Annotated in this window: 19 protein-coding genes; 16 read left to right on the forward strand and 3 right to left on the reverse strand. The window is 72.6% G+C overall.

Annotated features, from left to right (window positions below):
- The first annotated feature begins 404 nt into the window (after positions 1 to 404).
- The 3 genes from ACFQPD_RS02450 to ACFQPD_RS02460 are packed head-to-tail and all read left to right on the forward strand — an operon-like array spanning position 405 to position 3351.
- The gene (locus ACFQPD_RS02450; protein ID WP_068752160.1) at positions 405 to 1580 is read left to right on the forward strand and encodes an ROK family transcriptional regulator; all 1176 of its coding nucleotides are present in this window, start codon (positions 405 to 407) and stop codon (positions 1578 to 1580) included.
- 5 nt (positions 1581 to 1585) lie between these two features.
- Positions 1586 to 2335, forward strand: coding sequence for an ATP-binding cassette domain-containing protein (locus ACFQPD_RS02455; RefSeq protein WP_228383393.1), 750 nt, complete (start codon positions 1586 to 1588; stop codon positions 2333 to 2335).
- Positions 2332 to 3351 carry a LacI family DNA-binding transcriptional regulator gene (locus ACFQPD_RS02460; protein ID WP_385898093.1) on the forward strand — a complete coding sequence of 340 codons (1020 nt, stop codon included), beginning with the start codon at positions 2332 to 2334 and terminating at the stop codon, positions 3349 to 3351. The genes ACFQPD_RS02455 and ACFQPD_RS02460 overlap by 4 nt, the downstream gene beginning before the upstream one ends.
- Before the next feature lies 1 nt (position 3352).
- Here the strand turns inward: ACFQPD_RS02460 and ACFQPD_RS02465 are convergent, their stop codons facing one another.
- Together ACFQPD_RS02465 and ACFQPD_RS02470 are read right to left on the reverse strand one after the other, a co-directional pair.
- Positions 3353 to 3649: a hypothetical protein gene (locus tag ACFQPD_RS02465; protein ID WP_068752157.1), complete on the reverse strand. Its 297-nt coding sequence runs from the start codon at positions 3647 to 3649 to the stop codon at positions 3353 to 3355.
- Positions 3646 to 4881 (reverse strand): inorganic phosphate transporter, encoded by a 1236-nt coding sequence (locus tag ACFQPD_RS02470; protein WP_068752156.1) that lies wholly within the window; start codon positions 4879 to 4881, stop codon positions 3646 to 3648. Before ACFQPD_RS02470 ends, ACFQPD_RS02465 begins: the two co-directional genes overlap by 4 nt.
- A 160-nt stretch (positions 4882 to 5041) precedes the next feature.
- Between ACFQPD_RS02470 and ACFQPD_RS02475 the strand changes: the two genes are divergently transcribed.
- The 8 genes from ACFQPD_RS02475 (at position 5042) to ACFQPD_RS02510 (ending at position 16116) form a co-directional block, all read left to right on the forward strand.
- The gene (locus tag ACFQPD_RS02475; RefSeq protein WP_068752245.1) at positions 5042 to 5737 is read left to right on the forward strand and encodes a M48 family metallopeptidase; all 696 of its coding nucleotides are present in this window, start codon (positions 5042 to 5044) and stop codon (positions 5735 to 5737) included.
- The gene (locus tag ACFQPD_RS02480) at positions 5734 to 6669 is read left to right on the forward strand and encodes a 3-methyladenine DNA glycosylase (protein WP_385898097.1); all 936 of its coding nucleotides are present in this window, start codon (positions 5734 to 5736) and stop codon (positions 6667 to 6669) included. The genes ACFQPD_RS02475 and ACFQPD_RS02480 overlap by 4 nt, the downstream gene beginning before the upstream one ends.
- Positions 6670 to 6952: 283 nt before the next feature.
- Positions 6953 to 7900, forward strand: coding sequence for a peptidoglycan-binding protein (locus tag ACFQPD_RS02485; RefSeq protein WP_068752153.1), 948 nt, complete (start codon positions 6953 to 6955; stop codon positions 7898 to 7900).
- Between the two features lie 101 nt (positions 7901 to 8001).
- On the forward strand, positions 8002 to 8943 hold the full coding sequence (locus tag ACFQPD_RS02490; RefSeq protein ID WP_385898099.1) for a hypothetical protein: 942 nt from the start codon (positions 8002 to 8004) through the stop codon (positions 8941 to 8943).
- Between the two features lie 27 nt (positions 8944 to 8970).
- Positions 8971 to 12126 carry a hypothetical protein gene (locus ACFQPD_RS02495; RefSeq protein WP_385898101.1) on the forward strand — a complete coding sequence of 1052 codons (3156 nt, stop codon included), beginning with the start codon at positions 8971 to 8973 and terminating at the stop codon, positions 12124 to 12126.
- Positions 12123 to 14537 (forward strand): ABC transporter permease, encoded by a 2415-nt coding sequence (locus tag ACFQPD_RS02500; RefSeq protein WP_385898103.1) that lies wholly within the window; start codon positions 12123 to 12125, stop codon positions 14535 to 14537. The genes ACFQPD_RS02495 and ACFQPD_RS02500 overlap by 4 nt, the downstream gene beginning before the upstream one ends.
- Complete coding sequence (locus tag ACFQPD_RS02505; RefSeq protein ID WP_385898106.1) at positions 14534 to 15454, forward strand: ABC transporter ATP-binding protein; 921 nt, start codon at positions 14534 to 14536, stop codon at positions 15452 to 15454. The genes ACFQPD_RS02500 and ACFQPD_RS02505 overlap by 4 nt, the downstream gene beginning before the upstream one ends.
- Complete coding sequence (locus ACFQPD_RS02510; RefSeq protein WP_385898108.1) at positions 15451 to 16116, forward strand: ABC transporter ATP-binding protein; 666 nt, start codon at positions 15451 to 15453, stop codon at positions 16114 to 16116. The genes ACFQPD_RS02505 and ACFQPD_RS02510 overlap by 4 nt, the downstream gene beginning before the upstream one ends.
- Here the strand turns inward: ACFQPD_RS02510 and ACFQPD_RS02515 are convergent.
- Positions 16113 to 16748: a hypothetical protein gene (locus ACFQPD_RS02515; protein WP_385898111.1), complete on the reverse strand. Its 636-nt coding sequence runs from the start codon at positions 16746 to 16748 to the stop codon at positions 16113 to 16115. The two genes, ACFQPD_RS02510 and ACFQPD_RS02515, sit on opposite strands and share 4 nt — an antisense overlap.
- An 86-nt stretch (positions 16749 to 16834) precedes the next feature.
- Here ACFQPD_RS02515 and ACFQPD_RS02520 point away from each other — a divergent pair, with 86 nt between their 5' ends.
- From ACFQPD_RS02520 to ACFQPD_RS02540, 5 genes are all read left to right on the forward strand, one after another.
- On the forward strand, positions 16835 to 17728 hold the full coding sequence (locus ACFQPD_RS02520) for a DUF4192 family protein (protein ID WP_385898113.1): 894 nt from the start codon (positions 16835 to 16837) through the stop codon (positions 17726 to 17728).
- Between the two features lie 43 nt (positions 17729 to 17771).
- Positions 17772 to 18692, forward strand: coding sequence for a carbohydrate kinase (locus tag ACFQPD_RS02525; protein ID WP_068752145.1), 921 nt, complete (start codon positions 17772 to 17774; stop codon positions 18690 to 18692).
- Positions 18693 to 18772: 80 nt separating this feature from the next.
- Positions 18773 to 21244 carry a leucine--tRNA ligase gene (leuS, locus tag ACFQPD_RS02530; protein WP_385898117.1) on the forward strand — a complete coding sequence of 824 codons (2472 nt, stop codon included), beginning with the start codon at positions 18773 to 18775 and terminating at the stop codon, positions 21242 to 21244.
- A 61-nt stretch (positions 21245 to 21305) separates the two neighbouring features.
- Positions 21306 to 22070, forward strand: a complete 765-nt coding sequence (locus ACFQPD_RS02535) for a helix-hairpin-helix domain-containing protein (protein WP_385898118.1) — start codon at positions 21306 to 21308, stop codon at positions 22068 to 22070.
- A complete protein-coding gene (locus ACFQPD_RS02540) occupies positions 22070 to 24382 on the forward strand; it encodes a ComEC/Rec2 family competence protein (RefSeq protein ID WP_385898120.1) in 2313 nt (770 codons plus the stop codon). Before ACFQPD_RS02535 ends, ACFQPD_RS02540 begins: the two co-directional genes overlap by 1 nt.
- The last annotated feature ends 11 nt before the right edge of the window (positions 24383 to 24393 follow it).

Raw genomic sequence — 24393 nt, forward strand, 5'->3', positions numbered from 1 at the left:
CTGCACGGCGAACTCGGCATGCGCACCCCGATCGAGATCGAGGACGCGTACTACGCTGACCTCGAATCAGGCCTCCCGGCGACCGCCGGACAGGGAAACCGATAGGAACGAAACCCAGGCCGATTCACTGTTGTCCATGTCCTACCCGTGTCTCCTTCGACTCCGCGGGTGTTGAGCGACTTGTCAGTGTCGCCGTCCCCCGATGGATTGAACGTACGGGCCGCCCAGCCTTGGCGTCAACTCTTGAATACAAGCGTTATCAAACCGTGATAAATGGAATCGATGCCATAGGCTCTGTCTAGGGTCAATACCTGTTCATCGCTAACACCAGTGGCGCCGGCCGTTAGTTTGGGAACTGAACGCAACTCCTGGGTCCACGCTCAGCCAGCTGCTAGCCTTCAAGCGTGAACAGGGTCGTCGGAGCGCCGGGCTCGCAACCCTCGCTGCGCGAGGCCAACAGCTCCCGCATCATTGAAGCTGTGAAGGCGTACGGCCGGATCACGCAGGTGGAACTCGCCAGCGTCACGGGGCTGTCGCCCGCCACGGTGTCCAACATCGTGCGCCAGCTGCTCGACCAGGACGTCGTGGAGACCACCGCCACCACCCGCTCCGGGCGCCGCGCACAACTGGTCGCCCTGAAGACCTCATCGGCGCTCGCGGTGGGGATGCACATCGGCCGGCGCTCGCTCGAGCTCGTCATCGCGGACGCGTCGCTTGACGTGCGGACGGTGAAGCGCCTCCCACTGCCCCCGGACCACCGCTCCGACACCACGCTCGACCGGGCGGCCCTGCTGATCTCCGACATGGCCGACGACGTCGGCGCGTCGATGGACCAGATCGGCGGGGTCGGCCTGGCGCTGCCCTCCAGCGTCGGGCGGGAGGGCCGGGGCGCGGCCTTCCAGCTCCCGGGGTGGGAGGAGCTCGACGTCGACCAGCTCCTGTCCGCCCGCATTCAGCGGCCGGTCCTGGTCGTCAAGGAGGCAGACGCGGGGGCATTGGCGGAGTCCCGCCTCGGTTCCCTCCGCGGGGCATCCTCAGCCCTCTATGTGTACGCGTCGCACACCACCGACTCGAGCTATCTCGTCTCCGGGACACCGCTGGCGGGCTTCCGAGGCGCAGCCGGGGCGCTGGGACACGTCCGGGTCGCCTCCGCCGGCCAGATCTGCCGCTGCGGGGCCCGCGGCTGCCTCAACACCGTGGTGGCGGGGGAAGCGCTGGCCGAACTGGTGCGGCTCAGCCACGGACCCATGGATCTGCGGGGGATCGTCAAGGCCGCGGCGGACGGGGACCCCGGCTGCCGGCAGGTGGTCGCGGACGCCGGGAGCGCCATCGGGGCGGCGGTGGCCGATCTCGCCACCGTCGTCGCGCCGGAGCGGATCACCTGGGGCGGCGAGCTCGCGGCGGTGGGGGAGCCGTTCGTGGCGGCGCTGCGGGAGTCCGTGCGGGCGCGGCCCCTGCTGCCGTCGCCGGACGAGCTCCTCGTGGACCCCGCGTTCCCCACCGAGGGCTGTTCCAGAGGGGCGCTCGTGGCCATCCACGACGCCATCAACGCGGGTGTGGGCGTAACGGTGGAAGGATGACTCACATGGAAGATGCGCCGCTGCTGACGCTGAGGTCGGTGAGCAAGCACTTCGGCGGTGTCCAGGCCCTGGTCGACGTCGATCTGGAGGTCCGCGCCGGGGAGGTCGTGGCCCTCGTCGGCGACAACGCCGCAGGCAAGTCGACCGTGGCGCGGATGATCTCGGGCATCTACCAGCCCGACGGCGGGCAGATCTATCTCGACGGGAGGGCCGTCACGATCGCCTCGGCCCAGGCGGCCTTCGCGATGGGGATCGCCGCGGTGTTCCAGGAGTTCGCGCTGGCCGAGAACCTCGACGTCACGTCGAACATCTTCCTGGGACGTGAGCTCAGCTCGTCCGGGCTGCTCGACGTCGATCGCATGGATGACCTGGCGCGGTCCTACCTCGCCCAGCTGAACGCCCGGATCCCGGACCTGCGCACGCCCCTGGTGCAGCTGTCGGCGGGACAGCGTCAGTGTGTGGCGATCGCGAGGACGCTCGTGAGCCGGCCCCGCCTCGTGGTGCTCGACGAGCCCACCGCCTCCCTCTCTGTCGGGCAGACCGCGGAGGTGCTGAGCTACGTGGAGAGCCTGCGCGACATGGGCCTCGGCGTCATCCTGATCAGCCACAACCTCAACGACGTGCGGGCCGTGGCCGACCGGATCGAGGTGCTGCGGCACGGCCGCAACAACGGCTCCTTCGACACCGCCACCGCCAGCTACGAAGAAGTGCTCTCCGCCATCACGGGAGCGACGAGGCTCCGGAGCCACCGATGACGGGAACCCCGCGACCCACCATGAAGGACGTGGCCGCCGAGGCCGGTGTCGCGGTGACGACGGTGTCGCGGGTGATCAACGACGATCCGCGGGTCGCCCCCGAGACCCGCGCGCGCGTCGAGGCCGCCGTCGAGACCCTGCGTTACCAGCCCGACTTCCACGCCGGACTCCTCAGGCGTCGGGGCCGGACCAACACCCTGGGCCTACTGGTCGGCAACGTCGCCAACCCGTTCTCGGCGGCCGTCCACCGCGCCGTCGAGGACGTGGCGCACGCCCGCCACGTCGCGGTCTTCGCCTCCAGCCTCGACGACGACCCCGAACGGGAGCGCGAGGCCGTGGCCGCGTTCCTCCGGCGGCGGGTCGACGGCCTGATCCTCACCACCATCGGCCACGAGCACGGATACCTCGAGCGGGAGATCGAACACGGCACGCCCGTCGTGTTCGTCGATCGCCGCCCGTCCGGGGTGGTCGGGGACACCGTGATGTCGGACAACTACCGGGGCGCGCGGGAGGCGGTGGCCCACCTGGCGAGTCACGGGCACCGTCGCATCGCGTTCCTGGGCGACGACGAACGGATCTTCACCGCGCGGGAACGTCTGAGAGGGTTCGTGGACGAGTGCCGCCACCAGGGGATCGAGGTGGACCCCCGGCTGGTGCTCGGTGACCTGCGCGGGGAGGCTGCGGCGGCGGCCGCCGTGGCGCGGCTCCTCGCCGATCCGGCGCCGCCCACCGCGCTGTTCACCGCCCAGAACGTCATCACCGTGGGTGCCATCGGCGCGCTGCGCGAGGCGGGCGCCCAGCACACGACGGCTCTGGTCGGCTTCGACGACATCCCGCTCGCCGCGCACCTGATCCCGCCGGTCACGGTGGTGGCCCAAGATCCCAGGCGCATCGGCCGGGAGGCCGCGACGATCGTGTTCGACCGGCTCGACGGCGTGACGACGGCCGTCACGGAGGTCGTGGTGCCGACGACCATGATCATCCGCGGGTCAGGGGAGATCCCCCCGAGTCAGTGACTCACTTGGGCACGAACGCCGGCACGATGCCGTCGAAGACCAGCTTCGCGCCCAGACCGTGGGCCACGATGACGCCGATGCCCGCGGCGATGGCCAGCACGACCACGCCGAAGCAGAAGAACGCCACCACCTTCGCGGCGGGATGCGGCTCGTGCAGGGTCGCGTCGGCGTCGCCCCCGACGCCGTAGGACAGCGCCCTGATGCCGAGGGCGAAGATGGCGGGGAGCCCCGCGCCGAGCAGCAGCCCGACCCACAGCACGTTCCACGCGCCCTGCAGCGCCAGCCAGAGGTTGTTCATGCCTTCGTCTCCTCGCGGACGCCGTGATGGGGGACCGGGCGGTCGGTGACCTGCTCGACCCAGTCGTCGTTGACGTTGCGATGGTCAACGGCGGTGCGCAGCGACCGCAGATACATCCAGGCCGCCGAGGCGACGAGGATCGCGGTCACGACGAGGGCACCGGCCAAGCCCCCGACCGAGTGGCCGACGAACCACACGATCGCGCCGACCGTGCCGGCTGCGGGCAGGGTGATGAGCCACGCCAACAGCATCCGGCCCGCGATGCGCCAGTTGACGGTTGCGTCCTTCTTTCCCAGCCCGGTGCCCAGGATCGACCCGGTGGCGACGTGGGTGGTGGACAGCGCGAAGCCGAGGTGACTCGAGGCGAGGATCACCGCGGCGGAGGAGGACTCGGCCGCCATGCCCTGCGGGGAGGCGATCTCCACCAACCCCTTGCCGAGGGTGCGGATGATGCGCCACCCGCCCAGGTAGGTGCCCAGCGCGATGGCCACGGCACAGGCGACCTTGACCCAGAACGGCACTGACTCGAGGTCCGTCCATGACCCGGTGGCGATGAGCGCCAGGGTGATGACCCCCATGGTCTTCTGGGCGTCGTTGGTGCCGTGCGCGAGAGACACGAGCGATGCCGACCCGATCTGGCCCCAGCGGAATCCGGATTCGCGGTACTTCTCGGCGACGCCCCGGGTGATGCGGAAGATCAGCGACGTGCCTACCGCCGCGATGACGACGGCGATCACCGGCGACATCAGCGCGGGCAGTACGACCTTGCCGATGACACCGTCGAGCTTCGTGCCGTCGCCCACCCACTTGACGCCCTCCACGCCGAGGCCGGCCATGGTGGCGCCGACGAGGCCGCCGAACAACGCGTGCGACGAACTGGACGGGAGGCTGAACAGCCACGTCAGCAGGTTCCAGACGATCGCCCCGACGAGTCCGGACAGGATGATGAGGAGGAGGGACAGGCCGCCGTCGGCGATCAGCTCCGGTCTGGGGGCCCCGGTCTTGTCCTGGATGTTGACCACGGCGTTGGTCACCGTGAGCGCCACCTCGACGGACAGGAATGCCCCGACGAGGTTGAGCACGGCTGACAGCGCGACCGCCGTCTTGGGGCGCAGCGCCCCCGTCGCGATGGAGGTGGCCATGGCATTGCCGGTGTCGTGGAATCCATTGGTGAAGTCGAAGACAAGGGCGACGACGACGACGAGCGCTAGCACGATCAACTCGGGGGGCACGGGTCCAGTCTGCTACGTGGCGGGCGGGATCGCGCAATCGGGGGCAGGTTACGGCAGCGACAGGCTCACCGGCAGGCCTGCGCCATGAAGCTCATGTGAACAGTGGGCGGCGCGGGCCGGGCGTCGATTCTGTCGGAGGCGGCGACCTATCATGACCGGCATGTCCGCGCGCACCGTCTCCACCGCCGTCCTGCGCCTCGACGGGAGACTGATGGAGGTGTCCTACAAGCCCATCAAGAACCTCCGACTCCGCGTGCTGCCCCCGGACGGCCGCCTGGCGGTGTCGGTGCCGCTGGGGGTGCCGCTGGAGCGGATCGAGGACTTCGTCATCGCCAACCGCGCGTGGATCGCCCGCTCGCAGACCACGGTCCGGATGGCCGCCCCGGCGCAGGAACCGCTCACGGACGGGGGCAGGGCACGGCTCTGGGGCCGGTGGCACGAGGTGTCGGTGGCCGGCGGGTCCAAGGCCTCGGCCCGGCGCGACGGCGGCGTCCTCCGGCTGGTGGGCAAGGACGACGCCGCCCGCCGTCGGGCGCTCGACGGGCTCTACCGCCGCGAACTCGCCCTGGCGCTCGAGCCGCTCCTCGACCGGTGGTGCGCGCGGGTCGGACGCTCTCCCTCGTCGGTCCGCTGGCGGCGCATGACCAGCCGGTGGGGGACGTGCAACACCCGCACCGCCGTCGTCACGCTCAACGTCGCACTCGCCGAGCTCGAGCCGTGGGCTCTGGAGTACGTCCTGGTGCATGAGCTGGTCCACCTGCACGAGCGCGGCCACGGCGCCGGCTTCACCCGGTGGATGGACGCCCTCCTGCCGGAGTGGCGGGTCCGCCGGCGTGCCCTGCGGGGACGGCCGTGATCGTCCTGGAACGCGCCGACTGGCAGGCCCGCGCCGAGGCGCATGCCAGCGCCGTCGAGGCCGAGCTGGCCGACGTCGTGGCGCGGAGGGACAGGGGAGTCAAGCACCCCGTCGACGACTTCCTGTTCCACTACTACACGCTGCGGCCGTCGCAGCTGGCCCAGTGGCATCCGGGCGCGGGGGTGGCGCTCGCCGACGCGGCCGAGTACGCGCGGGCGGGGCGCTACCGGGTGCTCCCGTCCGGCGCGGTCACCCTGGACGTCGACGCCTTCCTGGCTCAGCGCGGCGGGACGGTGCGAACCGCGCTGGATCTCCTGACGGCGACGGAGGCGGCTCCCGCGCGCTTCGGCTGCTTCGGCATGCACGAGTGGGCGATGGTCTACCGGCTTCGCGCCGACGAGAGCCGCCACCCGTACCTGCCGCTGAGATACCCGCCCGCCGAGATCGCCCGGATCGTCGAGGAGGTGGGATGCCGCTGTACCCACATCGACGCGTTCCGCTTCTTCACGCCCGCGGCCAAGCCGCTCAACCTGCTCCACCCGACCCGCGAACGGCAGGCGGAGTTCGACCAGCCCGGCTGCCTGCACGTCAACATGGACTTGTACAAGTGGGCGGGCAAACTCACTCCCGCCGTGTCCTCAGACCTGGTGTTCGCCACGTTCCGGTTGGCGCGCGACATCCGCGCGGTGGATATGCAGGCCTCCGCCTATGACCTCACCGGGTGGGGATATGAGCCGATCCCGGTCGAAACCGCCGCTGGCCGCGCCGACTACGTGGCGCGCCAACGGGTGTTTACGGAGCGGGCGGCCCCGCTGCGCGGTGCACTGATCGACTCGCTGACGGCCCTGTGCAACCGGGGGCGGGTCCCCGGGCGTAGTGGGAGTGAGGAGACGGGCGTGTTGAGGACCGGCGCGACCCCACCTCCCGCCTAAGCTGCCGCTGACACGTCAGCGCTTCCCCTACTGTGAGGTCACCATGTCCGCTCTGCCCACCGCGCGGAGGATCGTCACCAGCCTGGCCGTCGCCGTCGCCCTCGCCACCGGCGCGTGCGCTCCGGCCGGGCTCGCGCCCTCCGCTGTGCCCAGCGCCACCGTGTCCCCCCGGGCCCCGCAGCCCGGGTCAGACGACGCACCGCCGCCCAGCGTTGAACCGAGCCCGGCACCGGAGCCCGAGCCCAGTGTCGAGCCCACTCCCAGTTCCGAGCCGACTCCCAGTGTGGAGCCGAGCCCGACCACCGATCCCACCGCGACCGCCCCACCGACGCCGTCGGCCCCGCCCGCGCTGATGGCGCTCGGTGACGAGGGTGACGACGTCCGCGCGCTGCAGCACCGCCTCCAGCAGATCCAGTGGATGGAGGGACCCGTCTCCGGCACGTACGACGATGCGACCCGGTTGGCCGTCGAGGGCTTCCAGGCCAAGCGCGGCATTCCGGTCACCGGCCAGGTGGACCAGACGACGCTGGACCGCCTCGTGGCCATGACGCGGGAACCCACCCGCGACGAGATGTACAACATCATGCGCCCCGGCCCGGCGCTCCTGGCCGAGGGTGCCACGGGTGACGCCGTGAAGGACCTTCAGGCCCGGCTCAAGCAGATCGGCTGGTATGCGCCCAAGATCGACGGCATCTACGGCCCGAAGACGGCCGAGGCGGTCAGCGGATTCCAGGGCAAGCGGCAGATCCCGGTGACGGGTGAGGTCGACCAGCGGACGAAGGACCGGCTCTACGCCATGACGCGCAAGCCGACGAGCGACGAACTCAACAACATCGTCGCGACGCCGAAGCCGTCATCGATGACGCTGGACGACCGCTGCCTGAGCGGCCGCGTGATCTGCATCTCGAAGTCGCAACGCCGGTTGGCCTGGGTGGTCGACGGCAGCATCCGGATGACGATGGACGTGCGGTTCGGCTCCGAGCTCACCCCCACCCGCAACGGCGTCTTCTCGGTGTACTGGAAGTCACGCGACCACGTCTCGAGTCTGTACGACACGCCCATGCCCTACGCGCTGTTCTTCAGCGGTGGGCAGGCGGTCCACTATTCGGCGGACTTCGCCCGCAACGGATACAACGGCGCCTCCCATGGCTGCGTCAATGTCCGCGACAAGGCGGCCGTCGCCGCGCTGTTCGACACCGCGCGGGTCGGTGACAAGGTCGTCGTCTACTGACGTCACCTGAGTCCCGTCGGACTGAGACCACAGTCCGACGGGATCGACGCGACCGAGAGGTAGGCTCGTCGGAGTCATTTGAGTGAAAGGCGGATAGCCGCGTGATCGTGCTGGCCATCGGAATGCAGGTGGTGTCCTCGTTCCTCTTCGCGAGCGGGGCCATCCTCCAGAGCCTCGGAGTGAAGTCGACGTTCCACCCTTCGGCGACGGCGTCGTCGAACAAGCTCACCTTCGCCGGGCTGCTGAAGCTGTTCACCATCCCGAAGTGGCTGCTGGGGCTGACGTTCGTCTTCATGGGGGCGGCCATCCACCTCGTCGCGCTGTCCTTCGCACCGGTGGCGGTGGTGCAGCCCGTCGGCATCCTGGCGGTGCCCTGGTCGGTGCTGCTCGCCGCGCGCATCCACAAGCACGCGCTCAGCCACAAGATGTGGATCGCCGTGGCGGTCACCGTCGCCGGCGTCGTCGGGTTCACCGTGTTCTCGTCGCTGTTCGCGACCGGGGAGAAGCAGGTCGAGTTCGCGCCGATGTTCATCGCCTTCCTGGTCGTGTGCGCCATCTGCGCGGTCCTGTCGTACCTCGCCACCAAGGCCGCCCCGTGGGCGCGGGCGATGATGTGGTCCTCGGTCGGCGCGACCTTCTACGGCCTGGCCTCGGGGTTCATGAAGGCGGCCATGGACCTGGTGCTCAAGCACGGGCAGCCGTTCGGCGGGTTCGAGGTGCTGGCCACGGTGCTCATGATGCTGGCCTGCTACGGCATCGGCGCCTGGATGATCCAGCAGGGCTACGCGTCGGGGCCCGCCGAGATCACCGTCGGCACCATGACCACGGTCGACCCGTTCGTCGCCGTTCTCTTCGGCCTCATCGTGCTCGGAGAGGGCATGAACATGGGAGTCGGCCCGGCGGTCGGCATGGCCGTGACCGGCGCGATCGCGGTCTACGGCGTCATGTTGCTGTCCAAGGACCATCCCGATGCCGTCGAGGAGCGACGACTGGCAGCCGAGATCGGCGTCCCGGAGCCGGCTACGGTACCGCCCGGCAGCTGACCGGCCCCGCGGGGCTAGGGTGCGAGGATGCAGTGGACCGGCTGGGGCGTCGCGCGCGTCCGCGCGCGGCCCGCGCTCCCCGCTGTGCTCATCGGCCTGGTGGTCATGGCCGCAGCCGTGCTGGGCGTCGTCGCCGGTCTGACCGATGCGGTCGCCTCAGCCGCGGCCCGGGACGCTCTCGCTGGTTCTTCGCCCGCGACCCTCACGGTCCGGGCGCGGGCGGGGTCCGACATCGACGCCCAGGACCGCCGGGCACGCTCGGCACTCGAGGCCGGTTTCGCGCCCGCGCGAGTGGTGGTGACCACGACGATCGACGCCGAGCCGGTGCGGGTCGGTGAGGCGCGCGTCGTGGCGCGCCATGCTGGGTCCGGAACCGAAGGACTTGCCCTGACGGGACGGGAACCCTCCGCCGACGACGAGGCAGCGCTCCAGGCCGACGCGGCCCAGCGCCTGGGCGTCCGGCCCGGTGACACGATCGAGGTCGAGGGGCGGCTGCTGACCGTCACCGCCACGTGGCGGCCGGTCGATCCGTCCGAGTCGCGCTGGGTGGCCGATCCGCTGGCCGTGCGGGGCGCCGAGGGGGCGCTCATCGGCCCCCTCCTGGTGTCGCGGACGGTCATCACCCAACTCCCCGGCACTCCGGTGCTCGCCTGGTTCCTGGAGCCGGCGCTCGACCGCGTCGAGGCGGACGACTTCGCGGCGCTCAGCTCCGGGGCCGCCCGGGCCAAGGAGCTGGCGGAAGTCGCCGACGACACTGGCCGCGGGGTCACGGTCCACGGCGCGCTGGCCGATCGGGTGGCATCGGCGGCCGCGGGCTGGGCCGACGCGCGCCGCCTCGGGATCGTGCCGATCGGCCTGGCGTGGGCCGTCGCGGCCGCGGCCGTCGGTCAGGTGGCGCACGTCGTCGCCCTGGCGCGCGCGAGAGAGACCCGCCTGCTCCTGGCGCGCGGCGCCACCGTCGCTCAGTGGACGGGGGTCGCCGCTGTTGAGGCGGCGCTCGTGGTGACGGTCGGTGGGCTCGCGGGGGCCGGCGTCGGCGTCGCCGCGCTGCGCGTCCTGGCCGGCTCCTGGGCGCAGACGCCGCAGGTGCTGGTGGGTGCGGCGGTGGGCGCGGCGACGGCGTTCGCGGCGCTGGTGGGCGTCGGGGCGGCGCACGCGGGCATGGCGGTGAGGTCGGGGGCGGCCGCCCAGGGGCGGCGCGACGTCGCTGCCGCTCTGGCTCGGATCGGGGTGTCGCCGGCCGGACCCGTGGTGCCGTCGCGCGGAGTCGTGTCCTGGCTCGCCGGGGCGCACGTGCTGCGTGGTGCCGCCACCGCCACCGTCCCGCTGGTCCTGTCGATCCTGGCGCTGGGCGGGGTCACGATCACCGGACTGTTCGGCGGGTCCAGCCGTGCGGTCGGCGCGGACATCGCGGCGTTGGAGCGCGGCGCGGACCTGCGCGCGGTCCTGGGCGGGCCTCCCGCCGGCGGCATGCCGGCGCTGCCGGACCTGGGAACGTCCACCACGATCAGCGGCTCCAGCCCGGCGTGGGTCGACGAGACCGCGATGGTGGGCGACGTACCGGTCAAGCTGGTCGCCGCTCCGGTGGACCGCCTCGGCGCCGCGGCCGCGCTGCCGGCCGGACTCAGCCTGCCCGGGGGGCTCGCCGATCACGAGCCCCCCGGGCCACTGCAGGTTCCAGACGGCGCCCGCGAACTGACGGTCCGGCTGACCGGGGGCCTCGACCTCGACCCGTGGCAGCTGGCCGCCGCCAGGCAGCTGCCCGAACTGGGCCGGCGGCAGGCCGAGGCGCCCTACGTGGTCGACCCCGTCGCGACGGCCCGGGACCTGACGCGCGACGAGCTCGAACGCCTGCGCGAGGGGGCCGACGCCAGGGTCGAGGTCCTCATCCGCGACACCAGCACGGGGATATCCCGTCGGATCCCCGCGGTGGACCTGGCCGTGGGGGGCCTCGATCTCGTGTGGGGAGACACCGTCGAGGCGCGGCCCGGCCGGATCGTCGCCGCTGAGGGCACCGTCACGCTCCCGGAGAGCGGGACGCACGTCGTGGACGGCCTGCTGCTGCGGGTCAGTGGCGGGCCGACGGGGGCCACCGTCAGGCTGACGGTCGCGGTGAGCGCCGATGGGATGCCGCTGCGGCCAGGAGCATCGTGGACCTCGGACGTCGCGGTGCCGGAGGCCTTCGCCGGGCCGTACCGGCGGCTGATGGCCGAGACCCCGGTGGAGGTCGGCCTCACCGAGACCGTCTCCGACGGCGGGCTGGCGGGCGTCGCCGTCGCCACCAACCGACCCGATGTGCCGCCCCTCCTCACATCCACAGCGGAGGGTTGGCAGGTGGTGGGCGAGCCGTGGGCGCTGTCCACGCTGCGCATGGGACCACGGATCGCGTTCACCGGTCGCGTTCCGGCTGCGGCCGTGACCTCGGCCGGCGCCGTGGCGGTGCCGGTGGCCGTCACTCCGGCCACGGCGGAGGCCGCGGCGCTCGAGGTCGGCGACAGGTTCGACGTCGACGCATTCCAACGGCGCATGCCCGCCGTGGTCGCCGCCGTGACGGCGGCGGTGCCCGGCACCACCGACGCGCACGCGGTCCTGGCTGACTCCCGGGCGGTGGCGAGGGCGCTGGCCGCGACGCTGGATCCGATGCCCTGGCCTCGGGAGGTGTGGGTCCGCACCGACGACGTCGCCGCCAACGCGGGCCGCATCGCCGCCCTGCCCGGCGTCGAGACTGTCGTCGTGGCGCCGCGGGGATCTCCCGTCGCGGAACTCGCCCGCCGCACCTTCTGGGCCGGAGCGGCCGGTGGTCTGATCCTGGCGATCGCGGGCATCCTGGCCACGCTCGTGGCGCAGGCCGACGCCCGGCGCGGCGAGGTGGAGATCCTCGTCAGACTGGGACTGGCGGGGGCCGCCCAGGGGCGCAGCCGGGCGCTGGAGCACGGCGCCGTGCTGGTGGTGGCGGCCATGCTCGGCGTGGTGGCCGGCACCGCGGCCGGACGGGTCGGGGTACCCCCGCTGGTGAGGACCGCGGTGGGCGCGGATCCGGCGTGGCCCGTGCCGCTGAGCCTCGACACCGGGCCCTTCGGCGTGCTGCTGGCTCTCTTCGCCGCCGGGGTGGGCCTCGGGCTGGCGATGGTCGTGCGAACGGTCTCGCGCCAGGCGGCGCGGGTGGGGCGGGGGCACGGATGACTCCGCTGAGCTGGATCGTCAGTCGGCTCCGCGCCGGTCTGGCGCCCGTCGTCGCCGTCGCGGTCGCCGTCGCGGTGACCGTGGCGCTGATCGCCGCCCTACCCAGGGTCGTCGCGGACCTGGCGGGCCGAGCCACGTCCGGGGCGTTCGCCACCCTGAGCGCGCGGGAGGGCGATCTCATGGCGCGCTGGCGGGGCGCCCCGGCGGCGACCGCGACAACGACCGACCCCGGCGCCGCCTACCTCGAGGCGGCGGAGGACCTCAGACAGGCCCAGCCGCGGCCGTTGCGCGACGTTCTCGTGCCGCCGCAGCTCCTGGGTGAGCTGGGATTCCCCCTCTCCGTGACGCCTCCCGCGTCCTCCGGGTACCACCGGCTCACCTTCGCGGTCCTCGTTGACGCGACGCTGGAGGAACACACCCGCCTGGTGTCCGGGGCATGGCCCCGCCCACCGGACGCCGCGGATCCCGTGACGGAGGCCGTCGTGCTCCACGACGCCGCCGAGCGCCTCGGGTGGGTTCTGGGCAGCGAGCCCCTCCCCGGCATCCGCCTCGCGGGGACGTTCCGCCCGACGGAGCCGCACGACCGCAGGTGGGAACAGGTCCCGCGGGGCGTGCGCTACGCGGAGCTGGTCGATCCCAACCTCGGCACCGAGCTGGTGTCGGCCGTGTTCGTGGACCGGCGGGCCCTGGCCGTCGGAGTGTCGGGGAAGCGACCCCAGATCATCCACACCCTCTGGTACGGCATCAGGGCGGACACAGAGAGCGCAGGGCTGGACGCCGAGGTGCTGGCGGCGCAGCTGACGGCCACCCTCGCGCGCACGCATGACCTCACGACGGACGGGCGGCTCTCGATCCGGCTGTTCTCCGAGCTCGGCGACGTGCTCGGCGCCGTGTCGGTGCAGCAGCGGACCCTGACGGCGCTCGTCCTCGCGATGGCCGCCGGACCCGTGGGGCTGAGCATCCTGCTGGTGTGGCTGGCGGCGGTCGGAGTCCGGGCGAGGCGGGTCACGGTGACCGCGCTGGTGCTGGCGCGCGGCGCCTCCCCCGGACAGCTGCGGGCCTGGGCGCTGACGGAGGGGGTCGTGGTCCTGCTCGTCGGCGGGCTCGCGGGGTACGCGGTGGTCGATGCGGCCCTCCCCGGCCCCGGACGGGGCGCCGGCGTCGGCTCCCTGTCGGGAACGGACGTGCTGGCCGCCGTGGCACCCACCCTGCTCACGGTGGCCGGCGGCATCCTCGTGTGGCGGCTACGGCAGGGGGTGCTGCGTCTCCTTGTCGGTCCGCTGCGGACCCGCCGGTCGCTGCCCGGGCTGCTCGGAGTCCTGCGCGCCCTGCGGGGCTCCGGCGGCGCCCTGCCGCTGATCGCGGTGCTGCTGGGCGTCTCCGTGGCCGTCGTCGGCGGCACGGTGTCGGCGAGTCTCGACGCGACGGCGCGCGACGCCGCCTGGGGCCTCAACGGGGCGCCGGTGCGGATCGCGGGACCCCGGATGACCGACGACGTCGTCGCCCGCATCGAGTCGGTCGACGGCGTGGCATCCGTCGCGCGGGTGGCCCGGGTCGCCGACGCCGTGCCCCTCCAGCTGCCGGAGCAAACGATCCACGTCGGCGTGTGGGCGGCGGACGACCATCTGCTGGACGCCTACCGGGGGAGTCCCGTGGACCCGGATCTCCCGCCGGCGCTGTTCGGCTCCGCGGACGGCGTCGCGGCCGTGGTCGGCGGCCTGGTACCGGAGGGGGCGACCGGCGGGAGGCTCGGCTCCGTCGGACAGGTGCGTCTGCTCGGGCACCGCGACCTGCTGCCCGGGATCGCCACCCCGGACGCCTGGGCCCTGGTGTCCTCGGACGCGTGGGCATCGGCAGGCGGCGAGGCGCCCACGGCGACCATCGCTCTGGTGGCGGTGGCGGACGGCGCCCGGGCCGACGAGGTGGCGTCCGCTCTGCGGGTCCAGCTGGACACTGCGGTGGTGAGCACGGCCGAGGAACAGCGGCGGGGACGACACGTCCCCGCGTCCCTCGCGTTCGCGCGCCTGGCCACGGCCACCGGGCTGGTGACACTTGTGCTCATGACGGGCGCAATCCTCGCGGCCGACGCGGTCGTCGCGGCGACGAGACGGCACGCGACCGCCCGGCTACGCGCACTGGGGGCGCCCGACCGCGACATCCGGCTCAGCGTCGCCTGGGAGACGGCTCCGGGCCTCCTCCTCGCGGTCGCGAGCGGCATCGGGCTCGGCATCGGCGCCGCGGCCCTCCTGCTGGGCTGGCTCGACTACGGCTTCATCACCGGAGCCCGGCGCGCCCGGCTGGCCCTGGATCCGGCATGGCTCGCGGCCGTGCTGGGTCTCGTCCTGGTCGCGCTCGCGGCCGTCATCACCACTGCCGCCCGACGGGCGGCCCGAGAAGGGGAGGCGCCATGACCCCCACGCCCACCCGCCCGCTCAGCCGGGACCACGCGGGGCCCGACATCTGGTGCGAGGACCTGGTGCGCATCTTCACGACCGAGGGCGCCGAGGTCCAGGCGCTGCAGGGACTCAACCTGGTCGTCGAACCGGGGGAGGTGGTGGCCCTGGTCGGCGCCTCCGGATCCGGCAAGTCGACCCTGCTGGGCATCCTGTCGGGACTGGATCGGCCCACGGGGGGCCGTGCCCGCGTCGCGGGCCATGACCTGACGGCGATGCGCCCCCGTCAGCGGATCTCGTTCCGGAGGCACAGCGTGGGGTTCATTTGGCAGCAGACGAGCCAGAACCTCGTCCCACACCTGTCCGCGGCGGACAACGTGATGCTGCCCATGATGATCGCGGGCCGACGCGACCGGGCCGCGCGTGCGCACGACCTGTTGGACATGCTGGGCCTCGCGGACCAATCCCGCCGGCTGCCGCCGGAGCTGTCGGGCGGCCAACAGCAGCGGGTGGCGATCGCGACGGCACTCGCCAACGCGCCCGACGTGCTCCTGGCCGACGAGCCGACCGGCGAACTCGACGACGAGAACTCCGCCGCGGTCCTGGAGGCGCTGCGGGGCGTCGCCCAGCTGACCGGCACCACGGTGCTGATCGTCACACACGACCCGACTGTCAGCGATCACGTCGAGCGGACCGTCCAGATCCGCGACGGCCGAACGTCCACGGAGGTCGTCCGGAGATTCGACGCCGCCGGCCGGACCGAGGCGTGGGAGGAGTACACGGTCATCGACCGCGCGGGCCGGATACAGCTCCCCAAGGCGCACGTCGAGGAGCTCGGCCTACGCGACCGCGTCCGCCTCCGCCACGGAGACGGGCACGTCGAAGTGTGGCCGGCCACCCGGGATCCGCGACATGGTGCGGAGGAGGGGTCATGACCGACGGCGGGTCGCTGCGGGGTGTGTCGCTGCGCCGCAGCTTCGGGACGGGAGTCGGCCGGGTCGACGTGCTGACCGGGCTGGACATCGCCGTCGAGCCGGGCGCCCTCACCGTCGTCACGGGGCGCTCCGGGGCCGGCAAGACGACACTCGTCAACATCCTCGGGGGCCTGGACCGGCCAGACTCCGGCCGCGTCCTGCTGGGCGACGAGGTCCTCAGCGAAGCGTCGCGCGAGCGTCTGTTGGAACTCCGGCGGACCCGGATCGGGATGGTGTTCCAGGACTTCGGCCTCATCCCGGTGCTGACCGCCGCGGAGAACATCGAGGTGCCGCTGCGTCTGGCCCGTGAGGAGCCGCGGCGTCGCGACGCCCGGGTCGCCGAACTGCTCGAACGGATGGGTCTCTCCCGGCACGCGCGCCACCTGCCGTCCCAACTGTCGGGGGGCCAGCAGCAGCGCGTCGGCATCGCCCGTGCGCTGGCCGCGGCTCCCACCGTGGTCCTGGCGGACGAGCCGACCGCGCAACTCGACCAGGAGACGGCCGCCTCAGTGCTCGACCTGCTGGTCGACCTCACCCGGGAACGGGGGTTGGCGACGCTGGTGACGACCCACGACCCGCTGGTGGTCGCACGGGCAGACCAGGTGATCCACCTGCACCATTAACCGGGGACGGGCAGCGCGTTGAGCGCCACCGCTCCCGACGGCGTCGACAGCACGATCGTGGAGTCGGCCTGCGGCATGGGGAAGACGACGTCGGCCTCGTACGGCGTCCCGGCGCGGACCGTGAAGGGGGCGGGGTTCAGCGCATCGAAGGCCTCGCGCGTCTCGTTGGTGAAGGCGAACAGCCCGAACTGGTACTCGCCGCGTTCGATCTCGACCCGGACGCGGATCAGCAGGCCCTCGGAGGTCCACTCGTGGCGCACGATCTCGAAGATGCCGTCGCCGTTGCCCTCGAACGGGATGTAGTTACCGGTCCGCGACGGCGAGGCAACGGAGGTGGGGGCCGCCGAGCCCGACGGCTGAGGCTCCTGTGATCCACCGCCCACGAACTGCATGCCGAGGACGAGTGCGGCGATCACGACGATGATGCCGACGACCGCCCACACCACCGGACCGGTGGGGCGGGGCGGGCGGAGTTGTTCGGGCGGGGGCGGGGGTGGGGGAGCCTCGCCGAACGGCCGCCGCGGATCGCGGCCCTGCGCGTCGTGGAACTGTGGCGCCCGATGCCCAGGGTCCTGGTGGGCCCAGGGCGAATCCTGCCCGCCGCCGGGGGGCGGCCACTGCTGCGAGTTCATAGTCCCGCCAGCCTAGCCGCGCGAGTTGTCCACATCCTCGGCATCCGTGTGGCATAACGCCCGATCGAGTGCCCCACCACGGGGCCATGAGCACTCCAGTGATCCGCGGCTCGAGCCGAGCCGACCTTCTCGCCATGCCCGCCGTCCTCCTGGGCTTCCATCCGACCGACTCGTGCGTCGTCCTGGGCTTCGAGGGGTCCATGGTGGCCTTCTGCGCCCGCCTCGACCTCGACTGGTTCGTGACGCACTTCGACCAGGTCGCCGACCAGATCGTCAGCGCCTCCAGCCAGGTGCCGGGCTGCCGATTCGCGCTCATCGGCTTCGGGGACCCCGATCTCGCCAGCCTGTCGGTGGTGGAGATGGCCGGCGTGGTGGGACAGTCGCGGACCGTCGACCTCCTCGTCACCGACGGTCGGACGTACTGGTCGCTGGTGGACGGCCTCGAACCCCAGGAGTTCACGTTCGACACCAGTTCGGTCGCCGCACAGGCGGTGTACGAAGGGGTGCGCATTTCGGCGGACCGGGCCGGGGCGGTCGCGCCGGTCGAGACCTCCGATCCCGCCCCCGAGGAGCTGGTCACCAGCTCTCGCGCCATGGTGGCCTCGATGAGCGACCAGGAGACGATGGAGCTGCTAGCGGACCTCGTGTCGTCCGCAGAGGCGCTTCCCGCGGCGCGGGCGCTGCTGCTCGCGGTGCTCGTCGAGGACGAGGACCGGATGGCCGCGGTGCTGACCCAACTCACCCGGGCCACGTCCGAGGTGGCCTGGATCAACCTCGCGGCGGCCCGACGCGTGGCGCCCCCCGAGTCGGAGGCCAACGTGCTGGCGCTGCTCGGGATGGCCTCGTGGCTGAGCGGGCACGGCGCGGCCCACACGTCGTGCCTGGAGCAGCTGCAGCGCATCGCCCCGGGTCACGCCGTCGGCTCCCTGGTCGAGATGGTCCACCGCGACGGCATTCCTCCGCGCCGGTGGGACGAATGACCGGGCGAGTGCGCAGCGTCGGGGCGTGCCCTAGGGTGCTGCCATGCGTTTCGTCGTGTGCGGGGAAGCCCTGATCGATCTGATGCCGGAGGAGATGATCTCCCCGGCCGAGAGCCGCTGGATCGCCAGATCCGGCGGCGGCCCCTTCAACACAGCCACCGCGCTGGCTAAGCTCGGCCTCGACACGCGGTTCCTCGGGCGCCTCAGCACCGACACCTTCGGCCGGCAGCTCCGCAGCCACCTGGAGGGCGCCGGCGTCGACCTCTCGATCGCCGTCCCCACGGAGGATCCGACGTCGCTGGCCGTCGTCTCCCTCGACACCCAGGGGCGGGCGAGCTACCACTTCCACTTCGCCGGGACCTCCGCGTTCAACTGGGCGCCGGGTGAGCTGCCGGACCTCGACGCCGACGACTGGCTGCACTTCGGGTCCATCGGGGCGATCATTGCCCCCGGCGCCCGGCAGGTCCTGGACTTCGTGCGACGCACGGACGCCGGGGTCAGCTTCGACCTCAACGTCCGGCCGTCGACGCTGCCGGACCGGGCGGAGTACTTCGGCCTCATCTCGGACCTGCTGACGGCGGTCGGGAAGAACGGCGGGATCGCCAAGGCATCCGACGAGGACATCGCCTGGCTGGTGGACGACGACAGCGACCCGCTCGGCTACGCGGAGGGCTGGGCGGCCGAGTACGGACTCAGCATGTTCATCGTCACGCTGGGCCCCGACGGCGTCGTCGCGGTGAAGCCCGACGGCCGCCGGATCCAGGTCCCGGGGCGCCGGGTCGACGTCGTCGACACGGTCGGCGCGGGTGACACGTTCATGGCCGGGTTCCTGTCGGCCTACGCCGAGGACCCCACGGACGTCGAGGCCGCGCTCGCCCGTGGTGTCGCCGCCGCCGCCATCGTCTGCACCCGCAAGGGAGCCCAGCCGCCCACCGCCGCGGAGGTCGACGCCCTGCTCGTCTGAGCGCGTGCGAGACGCCGTCCGCGGGCCGGTATATTGAGGCACCGCGCCGCTGGCGCACGTGTGACGCCCGAAAGCAGGAGATGGTCGTGAGCCAAGAGGCTGGTCAGTACGACAAGGTCCAGGCCCAGGAGAAGTGGCAGGCCTTCTGGGAGGAGGACGAGACCTTCCGCCCCCGCGACGACGGCAGTCGCGAGCGCCGCTACGTGCTCGACATGTTCCCGTACCCGTCCGGTGACCTACACATGGGGCATGCCGAGGCGTACGCCATGGCGGACGTCATCGCGCGCTACTGGCGGCTCAAGGGCTACGACGTCATGCATCCCATCGGGTGGGACTCCTTCGGGCTCCCCGCCGAGAACGCGGCTATCAAGGCGGACACCCACCCCGCCACGTGGACCTACAACAACATCGAGACGCAGGCGCGCTCCTTCAAGCGCTACGGCCTGAGCTTCGACTGGAGCCGTCGGCTGCACACCTCCGACGAGGACTACTACAAGTGGACCCAGTGGCTGTTCACGCGGTTCTACGAGCGCGGACTGGCCTACCGCAAGGACTCCTTCGTCAACTGGTGCCCCACGGACCAGACGGTGCTGGCGAACGAGCAGGTCGTCGACGGCCGGTGCGAGCGGTGCAAGACCGAGGTGACCAAGCGCAAGCTCAACCAGTGGTACTTCAAGATCACCGAGTACGCCGAGCAGCTCCTCGACGACATGACCCAGCTCGAGGGAGGCTGGCCCGACCACGTCCTCGCGATGCAGCGCAACTGGATCGGCCGCTCCGAGGGCGCCCACGTCGATTTCCGGGTGGAGGGGCGAGAGGAGCCCATCACGGTCTTCACCACCCGCCCCGACACCCTGTTCGGTGCGACCTTCATGGTCGTGGCCCCGGACGCGCCGCTGGCGGCGGAGCTCGTCACCGACGAGCAGCGGCCGGCCTTCGAGACCTACCTCGAGCAGGTCAAGAAGGAGACCGAGATCGAGCGCCAGTCCACCGAGCGGGTGAAGACCGGCGTGTGGCTGGGCCGCAGCGCGATCAACCCGGTCAACGGGGAGGAGATCCCGATCTGGGCCGCCGACTACGTGCTCGCCGACTACGGCACCGGCGCGATCATGGCGGTCCCCGCGCACGATCAGCGCGACCTCAACTTCGCCCGGCAGTACGGGCTGCCCGTCCGGACCGTCATCGACGTGGACGGGACCGATCCGGCCGACACCGGCATCGCCACCAGCGGTGACGGCGCCTACGTCAACTCCGGTCCGCTCACCGGACTGGCCGACAAGGCCTCCGGGGTCGCCCGCATCATCGCCCAGCTCGAAGCGGATGGTCTGGGCACCGGCACCATCCAGTACCGGCTGCGGGACTGGCTGCTGTCGCGCCAGCGGTTCTGGGGCTGCCCCATCCCTGTCGTGCACTGCGACACGTGCGGCGAGGTCCCGGTCCCGGACGACCAGCTGCCCGTGCGCCTCCCCGACCTGCGCGGGGCGGCCCTCGCGCCGAAGGGGACCTCTCCGCTGGCCGCCGCCACCGACTGGGTCGCGACGACCTGTCCGACCTGCCACGGACCGGCCAAGCGCGACACCGACACGATGGACACGTTCGTCGACTCGTCGTGGTACTTCTTCCGCTACTGCTCGCCGGGCTACGACAAGGGCCCCTTCGACCCCGAGGATGTCCGGCGCTGGATGCCGGTGGCGCAGTACGTCGGCGGCGTCGAGCACGCGATCCTGCACCTGCTCTACATGCGCTTCTTCTCCAAGGTGCTCCGCGACATGGGCCTGGTCGACTTCGACGAGCCCATGCTGCGGCTCCTCAACCAGGGCCAGGTGATCAACCAGGGCAAGGCGATGAGCAAGTCGCTCGGCAACGGCGTGGACCTCGGCAAGCAGATCGACGAGTACGGTGTCGACGCCGTCCGGCTCACCATGGTGTTCGCCGGACCCCCGGAGGACGACATCGACTGGGCGGACCTGTCGCCGGCGTCGAGCCTGAAGTTCCTGCAGCGCGCCTACCGCATCGCCTCGGACGTCGCCTCTCCGGTGAACGCCGATGTGACCGCCGGTGACGCCGCGCTGCGGAAGGTGACGCACAAGTCCATCGCCGACGTGTCGATGCTCATCGAGTCCGGCCGGTTCAACGTGGCCGTGGCCCGCGTCATGGAACTCGTCAACGCGACGCGCAAGGCCATCGACGGCGCCACGGGGCCCGCCGATCCCGCCGTCCGCGAGGCCGCCACCTTCGTGGCTCAGGCGTTGAGCGTCGTGGCGCCCTACGTGGCTGAGGAGATGTGGGAGGTGCTCGGCCACGCACCGTCGGTGGCCAGCAGCGCCTGGCCCGTCGCCGATCCCGCGCTGACCGCCGACGACACCGTGACGATGGTGGTCCAGATCCAGGGCAAGATCCGCGCCAAGATCGACGTGCCGGCCGCCATCGCCGAGGACGAGGCCCTGGCGCTGGCCCTGGCGGACGCGGGCGTCCAGCGGTCCCTGGACGGGCGCGAGGTGGCCAAGGTCATCGCGCGGCTGCCCAAGATGCTGAGCCTCGTGCCCCGCTGAGGTTCTCCACAGCTCGCTGATCGCCCGGCAAACGGGCGCGGTCACCGCCTAACACGGTGGCATGGACCCCCAGCAGGCCGACGAGGTGGCCCGCGCCCGGCTCGCCTACGTGAGCGCGGGGCGGCCGCCGCTGGGCGCGCCCCGCCGGGCCGCCGCGGAGCCGCCGCCAGACTCCCCGCCGCCGCCGCGCGCGCCGACGCCCCCGCCCGACGCTCTGGGGCCTCCGCGGCGCCTCACGCGCCAGCACGTCCTCGTCGTGGCGGTGCTCCTGCTGTGCGCAGTGGGGGTCGCTGTCGCCGCGCTCAGCAGGTCAGAGGCGACCGAGATCCCCGTCCCCTCCGCCACACCCGAGGTGTCGGTCGCCGCGGCGACCCCGTCGCCACCGCCTCAGATGCGGATCCACGTCGCGGGGCACGTGGCGACGCCAGGGGTCGTGACGCTGCCCCCGGGGTCCATCGTGCTGGACGCCATCGAGGCCGCCGGGGGACTGGCGCCATCGGCTGACCCGGACCAGCTCAACCTGGCCGCCCCGGTGTCGGACGGCATGCAGATCCTCATCGGCTCGGAGGACCAGCCACGCGGCGACGTCCGCGCCCCCGGGACGGGCTCCGAGGCGGGGGACGCCGCGGGTCCCGGAGTGGACCTGAACCGCGCCACGGCCGACGACCTCGAAGAGCTGCCCGGGATCGGCCCCGTTACCGCGGAGGCGATCATCGCCTGGCGTGAGGAGAACGGCCCCTTCACCGTCGTGGAGGAACTGCAGGAGGTCAGCGGCATCGGGCCCAAGACCTTCGAGAAGCTTCAGCCCCTGGTGCGGGTGGGGTGATGCGCGACCAGGACTGGCGGCTGGTGCCGGTGGCGGCAGCCGCCTGGGGTGCGGCGTGGCTCGGGACCACGGGCTGGCGCCCCGACGCGGCCACCCTGACTGCCCTCACCGTGGGGCTGGGCCTCATCGCGCTCGCCGCGGCCCGCCTCCGCCGGACATGGACCTGCGTGGTGGTCGTCGTCTTCACCGTGACGGGTCTCTTGACGGGGACGCGGGCGGCGCAGCGGCACGACTCGCCGGTCTCGCACCTTGCCGCCGCCCGCGCCACGGCCACCGCCGAGGTGTCGATCCGCGCCGAGGCGCGCAGGTGGGACCAGACCGTCGTGGCCGACGGGACGCTGCTCCGCCTCGACGCCCGGGGCCGCGGGCTCCGGACGGCGATGCCGGTGACTGTGCTGGCGACAGGGGACGCAGCCACCGGCTTGCGTTCCGCCGTCCCCGGTGCCCGGTACCGGATGGTGGTCAGACTCGCCCCGCCCACGCCGGGGGACGCCGACGTGGCCGTGCTGAGGCTGCGCTCGGAGCCCGAGCTGGTGACCGGTCCGGGGGTGTTCGACGCGACGGCCACCGCGATGCGATCGGGGCTCCGGGGCGCGGTGGCCCACTCGCCGCCCCGCCAGGCCGCGCTCGTGCCGTCGCTCGTGGTGGGCGATACGTCGGGGGTCGATGACGACATGCGGGCGCAGTTCCAGGTGACCGCCCTCACCCATCTCATGGCCGTCTCCGGCGCCAACCTGACGCTGATGCTGAGCGTCATCCTGGCGGCGGTCCGCGGCCTCGGGGTCCGCGGGTGGTGGGTGCGGGCCGCGGCCGTGGCGGGCGTGCTGGGCTTCGTGGTGGTGTGCGGCCAGGAGCCGTCCGTGCTGCGCGCCGCGGCGATGGGGCTGGTGGGGCTGGCCGCCGTCGGGGCGGCCTCGGGCCGGCGCAGCCTCAGGGCGCTCAGCGTGGCCGCGCTCGGCCTGCTGTGGCTCGACCCCTGGCTGGCGAGGTCCGCGGGGTTCGCGCTGTCCGTGGCCGCCTGTTCCGGGATCGTCCTGCTGGGCCCCGCGCTGGTGACCGCACTCACGTCCTGGGCGCCGAGGTGGGTGTCCGAGGCCGTGGCGATCCCCCTGGCCGCTCAGCTCGCCACCCAGCCGATCGTGACGGGACTCAGCGGTGAGGTCTCTCTCGTGGGCATCGTCACCAACGCCCTCGCCGGACCGTTCGTCGGCCCGACGACGGTCCTGGGATTCGCCGCGGCGCTCCTGTGGTGGGCGCCGTGGCTCGCGGCGGGGCCGGGGTGGCTCGCGGGGTGGTGCGCCCAGCCGATCATCTGGCTCGCGGAAGGCGGTGCGGCGCTTCCCGGCGCCTCGCTGCGCTGGCCTCCCACCGCACTCGGCGTCACGGGCGTCGCGATCGCCGCCGGCGCGCTCGCCGTCGTGCTTCCGGTGCTGCTGGCGAAGCGGCTGGCAGCACTCGGCATGGCCGCGGTCCTGGTGACCGTCACCCTCATGCGCCCCGTGACCCCCGGGTGGCCCGGCCCGTGGTCGGCGGTCTTCTGCGACGTCGGGCAGGGCGACGCGACGGTGCTCACCACGGGCGGGGGCGGAGCCGCCCTCGTCGACACCGGCCCGGAGCCGGGCCCCACGCTGGCCTGCCTCGAGGACCTGAGGGTCCGCCGCGTGCCGCTCCTCGTCCTCACCCACTGGCACGCCGACCACACCGGGGGCGCGGCCGCGGTCGTCGAGCGATACCGGCCGGAGCTGATCCTCACCCGTTCGGGGCCGGCACCCGAGTGGCTGCGGCATGCGGCCGGCGCCGCCGGGAGCCAGGTGAGGGCGGCGCAGACCGGTGACGTCGTCCGTGTGGGGGACCTCGTCTGGACCGTGGTCTCCGCCTGGCAGCCGCCAGGGGATCCCTCCGTCGAGACGGAGGGGGAGGGATCAGCCGAGAACGACGCCTCCGTCGTGGCGGTGGCCCAGACGGGGGACGGGCTGCGGCTGATGCTGGCCGGGGACGCGGAACCGGCCGGGCAGGCCGTGGCTCTGCGTGCGGCCGCCCGGGCGGGCGTGGACCTGCGCGCGCATGTGCTCAAGCTGCCGCACCACGGATCGTCCCGGCAGGAGCCGCGCCTGTTCGACGCGACCGACGCGGTGGTCGCGGTGGCGAGCGCGGGCGTCGACAACGACTACGGGCACCCGTCCGCCGCGGCCCTGCGGTTGGCGGCGGACCACGGCATGGCGACGGCGAGAACCGACACCCAGGGGGCGGTGGCGGTCCACCGTCGGGAAGGCGCCGTCGTCGTGACGACGCAGCGGCGCGGACAGGAGTGAGGAGACAGTCG

It is taken from the genome of Tessaracoccus sp. O5.2, assembly GCF_964266725.1.
Taxonomy (GTDB): domain Bacteria; phylum Actinomycetota; class Actinomycetes; order Propionibacteriales; family Propionibacteriaceae; genus Arachnia; species Arachnia lapidicapta.

Excerpts from the sequence above, each read along its gene's own strand:
- ACFQPD_RS02455 (WP_228383393.1), top strand. The coding sequence starts at position 1,586 with ATGGAAGATGCGCCGCTGCTGACGCTGAGGTCGGTGAGCAAGCACTTC.
- ACFQPD_RS02460 (WP_385898093.1), top strand. The coding sequence starts at position 2,332 with ATGACGGGAACCCCGCGACCCACCATGAAGGACGTGGCCGCCGAGGCC.
- ACFQPD_RS02465 (WP_068752157.1), bottom strand. The coding sequence starts at position 3,649 with ATGAACAACCTCTGGCTGGCGCTGCAGGGCGCGTGGAACGTGCTGTGG.
- ACFQPD_RS02475 (WP_068752245.1), top strand. The coding sequence starts at position 5,042 with ATGTCCGCGCGCACCGTCTCCACCGCCGTCCTGCGCCTCGACGGGAGA.
- ACFQPD_RS02495 (WP_385898101.1), top strand. The coding sequence starts at position 8,971 with ATGCAGTGGACCGGCTGGGGCGTCGCGCGCGTCCGCGCGCGGCCCGCG.
- ACFQPD_RS02500 (WP_385898103.1), top strand. The coding sequence starts at position 12,123 with ATGACTCCGCTGAGCTGGATCGTCAGTCGGCTCCGCGCCGGTCTGGCG.
- ACFQPD_RS02505 (WP_385898106.1), top strand. The coding sequence starts at position 14,534 with ATGACCCCCACGCCCACCCGCCCGCTCAGCCGGGACCACGCGGGGCCC.
- ACFQPD_RS02510 (WP_385898108.1), top strand. The coding sequence starts at position 15,451 with ATGACCGACGGCGGGTCGCTGCGGGGTGTGTCGCTGCGCCGCAGCTTC.
- ACFQPD_RS02515 (WP_385898111.1), bottom strand. The coding sequence starts at position 16,748 with ATGAACTCGCAGCAGTGGCCGCCCCCCGGCGGCGGGCAGGATTCGCCC.
- ACFQPD_RS02520 (WP_385898113.1), top strand. The coding sequence starts at position 16,835 with ATGAGCACTCCAGTGATCCGCGGCTCGAGCCGAGCCGACCTTCTCGCC.
- ACFQPD_RS02525 (WP_068752145.1), top strand. The coding sequence starts at position 17,772 with ATGCGTTTCGTCGTGTGCGGGGAAGCCCTGATCGATCTGATGCCGGAG.
- leuS (WP_385898117.1), top strand. The coding sequence starts at position 18,773 with ATGGTCGTGAGCCAAGAGGCTGGTCAGTACGACAAGGTCCAGGCCCAG.
- ACFQPD_RS02535 (WP_385898118.1), top strand. The coding sequence starts at position 21,306 with ATGGACCCCCAGCAGGCCGACGAGGTGGCCCGCGCCCGGCTCGCCTAC.
- ACFQPD_RS02540 (WP_385898120.1), top strand. The coding sequence starts at position 22,070 with ATGCGCGACCAGGACTGGCGGCTGGTGCCGGTGGCGGCAGCCGCCTGG.